This is a genomic window from Flavobacterium fontis, from assembly GCF_900129405.1.
In the GTDB taxonomy this organism is placed as follows: domain Bacteria; phylum Bacteroidota; class Bacteroidia; order Flavobacteriales; family Flavobacteriaceae; genus Flavobacterium; species Flavobacterium fontis.
Map to the genome: position 1 here is coordinate 1 of NZ_FQVQ01000024.1, position 9,919 is coordinate 9,919.

Genomic DNA, 9,919 nt, shown 5'->3' on the forward strand with positions numbered 1-9,919 from the left:
TTGCTCAAAAGTACTTTTGAGCAAAAATCTATTACTATTTTTAACAATGAAATTAATGTTTAAAAACGGTCAACTCTAATTAGGGAAGTACAGTGGGCAGTGTTCAGTGTTCAGTGTTCAGTAATTAGCAATTAGCAATTAGCTTCCTTGTTTCCCAAAGCTAATCTTTTCTCTTGCTTCTTTCCTCTTGCTTCTTTCTTCTTTCTTCTAACTTCTGTTTTCTTTTCCTCTGCTCCGAAGCAGGAAGATTATAGTTACTACCCAAAAGGGCGCACGGTAATCTATACTCAATGCGTATTTATAAAGTTGTTGAATGCTGTTTTTCCAATTGGGCTTTCGAATAAGGATCCGTGTCCACCCCCAGGTATTTCAACAAACTGGCTGTTTTGGCAATTGGTACAGCTTAGAACATCTTGTTTAAACGTTGGCCAAGTATAAAGTTGAATCGGAGAGTCGCTTAACCCTTGCACAAATAAAATATCGGACTTAAACCCGTTAGTAAAATTAAGTAGCGACCTTTGATAATAGGGACTGGGATTGCTTGCCGTAGTACCATAAACATTTTTCAATTTTGTACACACAGCACTGGGCTGAACTTGCCCGTTTTCTTCTAATTGGCATCGATAAACAAGATTCAATGGTCCTGGTGCATTTGCTATAACTCCATTGGTTTGATGCATGGTGTTAAGCCGGGTTACCATATAGCCTCCTTGGGAATGTCCTCCCAAGAATATTTTTTTCACCGTTATTCCTAATTCTTGACTGGCTTTATTTTTCAACCATAATAATGCAGCCTCACATTTGACAATATTATCCCCAAACAATACAAATTCTTGCGGATAGGCTACGCTTACAATCATCATATCCTGTCTGTCCAAAATCCCTTTGAAGGTATTGAGGGTGGTGTTGGCCGCAGTAAGAATGGCACTGTCAGCAGTTACCGTTCCGTGAAAAACAAGCAAAACATCCAATGCGTTAGTTGCGGGTTTGTCTATAATAACATCCACACTCACCGAATTATACGAAATGGTCCTCGTTTGCCGATACGCAGTAGAACTAGCAGTGCTTGTGCTGTTGTCTTTGCTGCAAGAAAAAAGTATCGTGGACAGTAGTACTATTAAAAATCGCATATTTTCTTTTTTAATGAGACATGTATCGGTCTACAGGGTTTAATGCCGTTAATACACTTTCGCTTAACGTTCTATACCTCAAAGCCTTACTAACTGCTGCAAATTATAAAAAATACGCCATCTAACCTTTTTTTTCTGACATTCAACGTGCTTTTCACATGAGTCGTGGAGCGGTTTAGGATTGTAAATCCGCGATTGGGTTCCTTATGCATAACCTCCCTAACGGAAGGCAGGCTCATAATTCATAATTTATAACTCATAATTCTTTTTTAGCCCCCGGCAAGCCGCCGCGCTTTCCGCTATATCTTTGCCTTCGCTAACGCTGCAGCAAAGGATGCCGCTGCAATCGCTGGGGCGGGTCACTGCACGAGAGTCATTTTGGGGTACTACAGGGAGCTTGGGGGGTGAGCGTTACGAAAGAACATTTTGGAACGATAGCGCGCGGGTTGCCCCAAGGCTTTAGTCGAACAGACGAAGTAAATCCGCGCAATCGGATTGACTGAGTCGAGTTTCATTTCGCTTGGGAGTGGGGTCGAATTTCATTTCGCGTGGGAGCGGGGCACGGATTGCAAATCCGCGCGATCGGGTTATTTACTTTAATTTTTAGAAAGAAGTTTTATAATTCGTTTCGTAAAGATGTGTCCTTGTGAATAGAAGATACTTTTAAATACGGGATTATCATATTCAAAGCTGTGACTGTTCACAATCCAAGAAGAAGGGTGTACATATTTTGAATATAGTTTGAAGAATGCGTCATATTCTATTTTATTATTTGTTTTAACTGCTAAATTGCTAACACTCCAATACTTTGTTGGAGTTAACTCTGCACTTTTCATAACTTCATTAATGTAGTTCATTCTATCACGAATCGTTTTAATACTTGATTCAGAAGTGGTTTCTGTAGTCAAGCATAAAAAACCCTCATTGATTTCCAATTCTTCAAAGGCTTTTTGGCTAATAAACTCTTTTGCTTTGATAGGTTCGTCAATGATATAAGCTATAAGTAAATAACATTCGAAAAGATTTCTTGCTGTAAAAGCTAGATGTTCAATCGGCATATTTTGATTTGCTATCAAACGATTAAAAAGTACACTTGTGTAACTACTTAAGCCTCTTAAAGCAAATACGAGATAATCACTTTTGTTATTTCTTGCTAGCATTGTAGCTTTTTCATTAAGTTTTGCAACAATACCATTTAACTCTTTATCTATTTCATTTGAAGATTGCATAACATAATTTCTTAAATTTTGTCTATGTACATTAATTAATGTTTTGATATTAAAAAATTTATGTGACTATAGTGGTCATAAATTTCACTTAGTAATGGACTTGAAAATAAGAACAGAACTCCATCCCGATAGCTATCGGGAGCGCGTCACCCCGCTTGACGCAAAACCCGTGTTATAGGCTGCCGTTCTTATAACACCTCTTTTTTTAGTTTTTTGATTACTTGATCAAAAGTGATTGTAACCCAGTCTTTTTTCCACTCAGTTCTAAATAAAATGTCTTTTGAATCAGGTTTGTCAGTTAAGTCTTTTATTTTCACAATTGTTGGAATTGGAATGCTGTCGCCAATAATTAAAGCTTCCTGTCTTTCTAAAACTGGGAGTGTATCAGTGATTGCACTTACACTATCAGGCATTAGTCGCTTTACATATTGCTGGTCTGTGGGATTGGTAAGTCGCATTGCAACAAAATTGTTGCATTGAGAGAAAATTGTTTCGGAAATTTCGGAGGGACGTTGACTTACAATCATTAAAGACAAACCATATTTCCGTCCCTCTTTTGCAATTCTCTCAATAGATTTTTTAACAGAATAATATTTTGCTCCTTCGCTTTGAGGGATGTAATTATGTGCCTCTTCCAAGACTAAAAGGAAAGGCACCTCTTCGGTTGCAGTTTTTACGGTCTTGAAATAAAAACAGAAATCAAAAACTAAACGGCTTATTAGAGAAACAACGATGCTTAAAACTTCAAATGGGATTCCACTCAAGTCAATAATTGTGATGTTGTCTTTTACATCATCGTTGTAACCGATGAACTGTTTCAATATTGTCGGAAAGTCGGTCGTTGTGAATTCGGTTGTATCTGTTTTTTTTGGTTTAAGAAGAAACGCTAATCTGTCGTCATTAATTTTAGATTCAAGTCGCATTACAAACCTGTCAAACTCTCCATTGAAAGGTCCGTTTGATGCTTTGGTTGCTGCTGCCGTTGATTGAACAACGAAAGTTCTTTTTTGGTCAAAGTAGTAAGCACATCTATCATCAATTAGTGTCCCATCAGCAAGCTTGGGCCTAGCATTTTCTCCGTCTGCTTTACCAACTACTTCATTATTCAAATTTGTAATGAAAGTATGAACTTCTTTTAAACTGAAATAAAGCGGTGAATCATAAGATGGATTTGTTACTGATGGATTGTGTTTCTTTTTGTTTTGAATTACAGCATAACGAAATTGAGAAATCTGATTGTGAGAATTATTTTCATTACTCTCAATAAACATTTCTTCCAATTCTTCTGAGTTCATGAGCCAGTAAGGAAGGACTAAATTGCTTACGTCAAGTTTTTTTGATTTTGGAAATGCAGTTTTATACTCACCATGCAGGTCAAATAGCAAAATATGAGTGTTGTTCAACACTGCTCGTTGGGTTTGGTCGGCTGTGGGACTGATTCCTTCTTGTAAAATTCTTGCGACTGTTCCAGATTTTCCTGAACCTGTTGAGCCAACAACAGCAATATGTTTACTAAAGAATTTATCGCCATCAACAGCAATTTCAATACTTGGTTTTTGAGCCAATTTTGCAAAGCAAAATTTCTTTTCTTCTCCAACTGATTCGTAAATGCTCTTGAGAACTTCATCATCTGCAATTACAACATTGCTTGGTGGAATTGCAATTTGTTGTCCGCCTCTTTTGAAGCTACCTGATTCGTCCAAAAATCCTATGGGCTGTGCATCCAAAATAAAAGATGGATTTGTTGCTTCAACTGTGCCTGAGTTAGTCGTTTCTTTAATTTTGAAACTCTGAACTAAAGCAATGATTGATGTGTTGGAATCATCTGAAATTTTCAGGTAACTTCCAATTGTAAAATCATTTGCATCTTGTTTGAATTGGTCGGCATCCAAAACTTCAATCTGAATGAGGTTAGGTGCTACTGTGAGGATTCTGAAAATATCTGTCGTGCTTGCTGGCATAAAATTATGGTGCTAATAGTTTGTAAATGTCTCTTAAGTTTTCGCAATACTTGAAATCAAAATATTGTTTGTCAGTAGTAAAGGTGCTTGGCAAATCTTCTTTAGAGAAGTTGAGCAAAACACTTGGTTGTTGAATAGTTCCAATGTTCGCAATCAAACAAGTTCTTGAAATCAGCTTGAATGAGAATGAGGCCTTCAAAATTTTCATTCCGTTTGTAGTTGTATTGATTATTGGCTCTTTGTTGAAATACTGACTTGAAAAACTTATTCCTTCATGCCCATCATTGAAAGTTAACTCGCTTCCTATTAAATTTCGTTTTATTCCAATTAATGTCGTTGAATCGCAATCTAGAACAAATGCTAATGGCTTTGCGTTTCGCAAAGCTGAATTCATTTTGTAATACTTGGCAACTAAATTCTCAAGAAAGGATTCAATTGGCATTTCTGAATTGTCAGCAGTAAGAATTTCTTTACCTATTACAATTAATTTGCTTCTGATTGGGTCAAGTGCTCTTGTGGATTTCAATCCTTGTGCCGCCAATTTTAGATACTCTCTTTTTGAACGAAGTTTAATAAACCACTCGTTAAAAAGTTTCTTACTGCAATCAATTCCTGAAATAAACTCTGATTTTGTGATTACTCTTTGAGATGTTGTTCTCTTTATTGCTCTGTCGATTACAATTCGCAAAGCGTTGTTATAGTACAAAGTGTCCGCTTCAAAGTCTGTGCAACTAAATTTGGTTTTCAATTTTTGAATGACTTCTTGCTGTTGCGCGCTGAACTCTTTCCCAAAAACCAATTTGAACTGCCTGATAAAAGCATTGAGTTTTACATCAGTTATTCCGTTGTCAGTGTGATGTTTCTTTTCAACTTTATTTTCGGTATAGGTTAAAATGTCTTTGAGTTTTGCAAGGTCAATTGTTGGTTCACTACCCGGAGTTTCATTTTCAAAGTGAGCATACAAAACATAGTTGTAATTATTCGGAGTAGCTGGATTTACAAAATGGTCAAGCATCAATATTATTGGTTCTCTGACTGCTGAATTTATAAATCGTGGCTTTGACAAATACTTACATTGAATCGTAGTTGCATCTGTTGCTGTGTTGATGTCAATATCTTCAATTCCTTCAATGGTAATCGAATCAGCATTTGCTCTTAATTCTAACAACTTCAAGATTGAAGTGTCAAACTGATAATAGTAACCTTTAATAGTCGCATCTGCTGCTCTTGTTGTCATTGTATTTGTTTGTCTTTACGGTTGCCTGTAACGTATTACTAAGTAAACTTAATTCCTACTTATCCCCCCAAAATAAAAAATTCGTCACAACTTGCCCTCAGGGTTTTTACCTGTTTTTTGGGGTATTTTTCCCCAGTGTTGGGGGTGTTTTTCCGGAGGGCTTGAAATTCAGGGCTTTCCGCAGGGTGCGGCGTTACGGCAAGACCTAAAAAAACGGCGCTGTGGAGCGCCGTTTTGCTTATTTGTGAAATTATTCTTACTGGAGTGAGGGTGTTGTAAAGACCAAGCGAAAGGATTGACTCTGTTGAATTTCATTTCGTGGGGGAGTTAGGGAAAGCGGGTATGTTGCACACGGATTGCAAATCCGCGCGATCGGGGTGGGGATTTAAAGACCACGCGAAAGGATTGATTTTGTTGAATTTCATTTCGGGGGGGAGCGGGGAAAGCGGGGATAATTTTAAAGTTTTATGAAAGTTAAATTTGCAGGAATTTTATAAGGACTGGTATCTATCTGGTTTCCTGTACAAAATGAATCAGGCATCAGAATTTGTTTTTCAGTTCGCTCCCAGTTTAGTTGTGGTGTTACAGAATTTATGTATGTCAGTTTTAAATTACCAGTTTTATCTCTATTACACTCGTTTGTAACTTCATTGTAAAATAAGTCTAAAGTAAGGTTATTGTTTATAATTATATATCCAAAAATTTCTGATGATAGAATTTTACCGTTTAGAACTGGGTAAGGCATTGTTACATTATAAATTGTAGTTCCATTGTATATGTATGTATAATCAATATGAATAATATCAAAAAAACGCTTTTTTGTCATCAATCGTCTATAATTATTTGTTAATCCTTGCTCTACTTTTATTGATTTTGTAATTTTTATTTTAACATAATGTAATCCATTTGTAGCTTCCCATTCTCCAAGAAATTTATCGAATAGGTTATTAACATCTTTAAAATAAACATTGTCCTGATCGATTAAATCAAAATATTGTTCAATAGGTTTAACTGTTTGTCCTTGCATTATAAAGCTTATCATAATAAGGAGAATCGAGAAAATCTTTTTTTTCATACTTTATATTTTTAAATTTTAATTTGATCTATTCCAATTGTAGGTATTATCATTATTGATTGTGCCATAATAATAGCCAAACCCAGTATCCCATGAAATTAACGCCGCTACCGCGCGAAATGAAATTCGACGGAGTCAATCCTTTCGCGTGGTAACAAATACTAATTTTCAGGTAGTTTACGAGTTATAAAGTTAGGAGAATTAGTAGAGCGGGTGAATGAATTTTATTTCCCGCCGCTCCCGCGCGAATCTTTCGCGTGGTAACAAATAATAATTCTCAGGTAGTTTACGAGCTAAGAGTACAGGAGACTTCGAAGAGCGGGGCCTTTGCAGAGCGGGGTGTAAATTACCACTCCTCTCTATCTTTAAAATATTCTATACCGTTAAAGGCTGCAACTTTAGCTTCATCTAAAGTGTTAAATACTTTTTTACCAAAGTTTGATCAATTGATACTTTATATTTATTTGTTTTTTTATCTCTAAATATTGTAATCAAATGCCCATCTTGTTTTATATATCGATTGCCTTTTAGACTAAATTTCCATTCTTTATTTTTCCAATTAACTCTTCTAGAGGCTCTATTACGTAATTTTTGTTCTAACTTTCTTGGATTCAAATAATCATTAGTCATTTTTTCTGCACATACACAGCCAACTCTTAAAGATTCATTGTATTGTGAGTGTTCAACTACATGAACAAATCTAATACGTTCATTTCCACACATCATGCAAGACTCATATTCTGTTTCGTATTCGGTTTGATTATCTTCTCGTACATCAATTACATCTATCAAAATCCAACCTTTGTGTGGTATATCTTTTTGCTTCCAATAGTTAGTCATAAAATTTATACTTTTTAGTTGATTTAGTTAATAATTTTAAAGTATCTGCTTATGAGAATATTTAAAAACGAAAAGTTATGACCAAGTGTCCTCATTTAAACTTTACAATAAAGATATTAAATCTAAATTAGCAAACTGTCTTTTAATACCTTGTTCACCTTGTTTTTTTAACTCTTGATGTCTATATTCATTGTTTAATTTCCAAGAGTGATCATTATCTGGAATTAAATGAGTCACATATATATTTGTATCTTCTTCAACTTTGGATAAATAACATTCTTTTTTATTAAATTTTTCGAAAATTTCTTGACTATTTTTAGGCACGCATTTTATCATATTATCAATACCCTCCTGATCAAAATCAAATAAAAAGACAATTAGTTTTTGCTGAGCTAATTTTTTAAAGAAAGGAATAGCTTTAAAAATTTTAACTAAATCTGGCATGTTTCCTACGCCATGAGAATCAATAAATTTGTATTTTTCATTTGTTAAACCACTTTCAAAGTTCTTAACGTCATTTTTTCCTTCAAGAAATACAATCATCTCATATTTATAATTAAATACATCCTCTAATATTCCAAATTCACCATGATAAACAAACTTAGGAGCTAATCTTTTTAAAATTTCTCTTTTACCATCTTCGTCAAAAGCGCATTTTAGCTCTTTAGAATCATTTAATTCAAACAATTCATTTGGTTCAACTTCAACAACTGTCGAAGGAGAGTGAGTAGTAAGAACAACTTTAATATCTTTGAATTGCTCTTTAATAACCTCAATATATTGTTCGGCAAGTAATGGATTTAAATTGGCATCAAATTCATCTAACATAATCATTTCTAATTTAGATTCTTTTGATGCGAAATAGTAGCAAATTAGTTCGAAAATGACTTTTTCTCCACTAGACAGGGAATCAAAATGGATAAATGATTGAGTGGATTTATCAAATCGTTCAAAAGCTATTTCATAATTTGATTCAAAAATTTGTGGAGGAACTAACTTATATTTGAAATAACCTTTTAAATAATATTTATGTAACTCATTATTTATTTCCTGCCATAGTTTTATTGTTTTAGTTCTTGAACTTTTTGTTTTAAAATCTTGATAAATTTTATTTGACATTTTATCTACAATAGATTCTATTGAACGAAATTCTCTTGTAAGTAGTCCATATACATATTTTTTTAAAGATTGTTCGCTATTTACACTTGATTTTTTTCTTAATTCAATCTTTAGTTTATCTTCAATTTTTTTTCTACTTAAATTTAATCTTTTTGTTTGTTCTTCATTTAGACCAAAATTTTTATACTTCTGTAAAATACTTTTACCTTGCTTAACTCCAAAGTTAATTTGATTTTCATCTTTTGATTTATTTAAATCCAAAATTAAATGTTGATCAACATCATTTTCTGTGATAACACCAAATGAACGTTTTATGTTATCTAAATCATCAAACTGATACTCTGAAAGTAATTTTGCAATTGACTCTAGATATGTATAACCTTTTTCATAATTAATAGAATTTTGATCAAATAGGGAAGAATAAAAGTCTGTTTTATCCAAAAAAGTAGTATCTATTCTTCCAAGTCTTAAGCCTACAGATTCAATATCTTGCATAACATTATCAAAAGAGACATCATCTTTGTACCTTACGCTTCCTCTAATTGACGTTACTGTTCTTCTTTCGTTACTTTGAAAGTTAAAATTCTGAGGAGTTTTTATAAAACATTTACTTCTATCAGGATAATTTTCATAAAGATATTTCAACATTGTTGATTTTCCACAACCATTTAGTCCTGTTATAACTGCTAATTGTGTATTGAATTCTAGTATAATTTCATTACTAATGCCTTTGTATCCTTTAGGTATTTTGTATCTATCTTTTCTCATAAAATATCTTACTTAACCGTTCTCAACAATTCTTAATTCTTCTTGTGTCAACTTATATGATTAATTGATTATAAAATCTATTATCGATCTGACCCCAATTCCTCATTTGTAGTGTCTTTCCATTCATTGGAAAATTTAACCGCACAATCTTTTATCTAATTCCAACTTAATGCCATCGGTGTATACAGTAAAAATTAAGTACCTCAAACTTACAGAAAAACCCCCGTTCGTAAAAGGGATAGTTATTCACAATCGTGTATAAAAATTTTCTCAACTCCATTTTTCAACGGTTACAACTATTGCACAAAACGCTATACATCATGTGTATATTTTAAAAAAAAGACAACTTTTTTGGCGCTTTGTTTTGGCGGTTTTTGGCGGTTTTGTGTAATTTCAAGATGAATTTATAAACCATTATTTCTATGCCTAACTTAAATTTTAATCGTATGAATGTCACTGCCACCTCAGAACAAGTTAATGCTGTCAAAGCTGCATTACAAGCCATCAACACCAATCTTCCATTTTTAACAGGGCTTACCCCGGAAGAGCGCAGTACATTA

Annotated in this window: 7 protein-coding genes; all 7 read right to left on the reverse strand. The window is 33.8% G+C overall.

From position 1 onward, the window contains the following. Positions 1–287: 287 nt before the first annotated feature. The gene (locus BUC17_RS13660; RefSeq protein ID WP_143161824.1) at positions 288–1,130 is read right to left on the reverse strand and encodes an alpha/beta hydrolase family protein; all 843 of its coding nucleotides are present in this window, start codon (positions 1,128–1,130) and stop codon (positions 288–290) included. 596 nt (positions 1,131–1,726) lie between these two features. Further along, positions 1,727–2,359: a DUF5677 domain-containing protein gene (locus BUC17_RS13665; protein WP_073365466.1), complete on the reverse strand. Its 633-nt coding sequence runs from the start codon at positions 2,357–2,359 to the stop codon at positions 1,727–1,729. A gap of 188 nt (positions 2,360–2,547) precedes the next feature. Further along, positions 2,548–4,320: an ATP-binding protein gene (locus BUC17_RS13670; RefSeq protein WP_073365468.1), complete on the reverse strand. Its 1,773-nt coding sequence runs from the start codon at positions 4,318–4,320 to the stop codon at positions 2,548–2,550. Between the two features lie 4 nt (positions 4,321–4,324). After that, a complete protein-coding gene (locus BUC17_RS13675) occupies positions 4,325–5,557 on the reverse strand; it encodes a DUF4297 family anti-phage-associated protein (RefSeq protein ID WP_073365470.1) in 1,233 nt (410 codons plus the stop codon). A gap of 457 nt (positions 5,558–6,014) precedes the next feature. Then, the gene (locus BUC17_RS13680) at positions 6,015–6,632 is read right to left on the reverse strand and encodes a DUF6705 family protein (protein WP_073365472.1); all 618 of its coding nucleotides are present in this window, start codon (positions 6,630–6,632) and stop codon (positions 6,015–6,017) included. A 408-nt stretch (positions 6,633–7,040) separates the two neighbouring features. Further along, positions 7,041–7,472 (reverse strand): hypothetical protein, encoded by a 432-nt coding sequence (locus BUC17_RS13685; protein WP_083545011.1) that lies wholly within the window; start codon positions 7,470–7,472, stop codon positions 7,041–7,043. A 102-nt stretch (positions 7,473–7,574) separates the two neighbouring features. After that, positions 7,575–9,359, reverse strand: a complete 1,785-nt coding sequence (locus BUC17_RS13690; protein WP_073365474.1) for an AAA family ATPase — start codon at positions 9,357–9,359, stop codon at positions 7,575–7,577. Between the last annotated feature and the right edge of the window lie 560 nt (positions 9,360–9,919).

Coding starts and splice junctions, on each gene's coding strand:
- BUC17_RS13690 (WP_073365474.1), bottom strand. CDS start 9,359: ATGAGAAAAGATAGATACAAAATACCTAAAGGATACAAAGGCATTAGT.
- BUC17_RS13685 (WP_083545011.1), bottom strand. CDS start 7,472: ATGACTAACTATTGGAAGCAAAAAGATATACCACACAAAGGTTGGATT.
- BUC17_RS13660 (WP_143161824.1), bottom strand. CDS start 1,130: ATGCGATTTTTAATAGTACTACTGTCCACGATACTTTTTTCTTGCAGC.
- BUC17_RS13680 (WP_073365472.1), bottom strand. CDS start 6,632: ATGAAAAAAAAGATTTTCTCGATTCTCCTTATTATGATAAGCTTTATA.
- BUC17_RS13665 (WP_073365466.1), bottom strand. CDS start 2,359: ATGCAATCTTCAAATGAAATAGATAAAGAGTTAAATGGTATTGTTGCA.
- BUC17_RS13675 (WP_073365470.1), bottom strand. CDS start 5,557: ATGACAACAAGAGCAGCAGATGCGACTATTAAAGGTTACTATTATCAG.
- BUC17_RS13670 (WP_073365468.1), bottom strand. CDS start 4,320: ATGCCAGCAAGCACGACAGATATTTTCAGAATCCTCACAGTAGCACCT.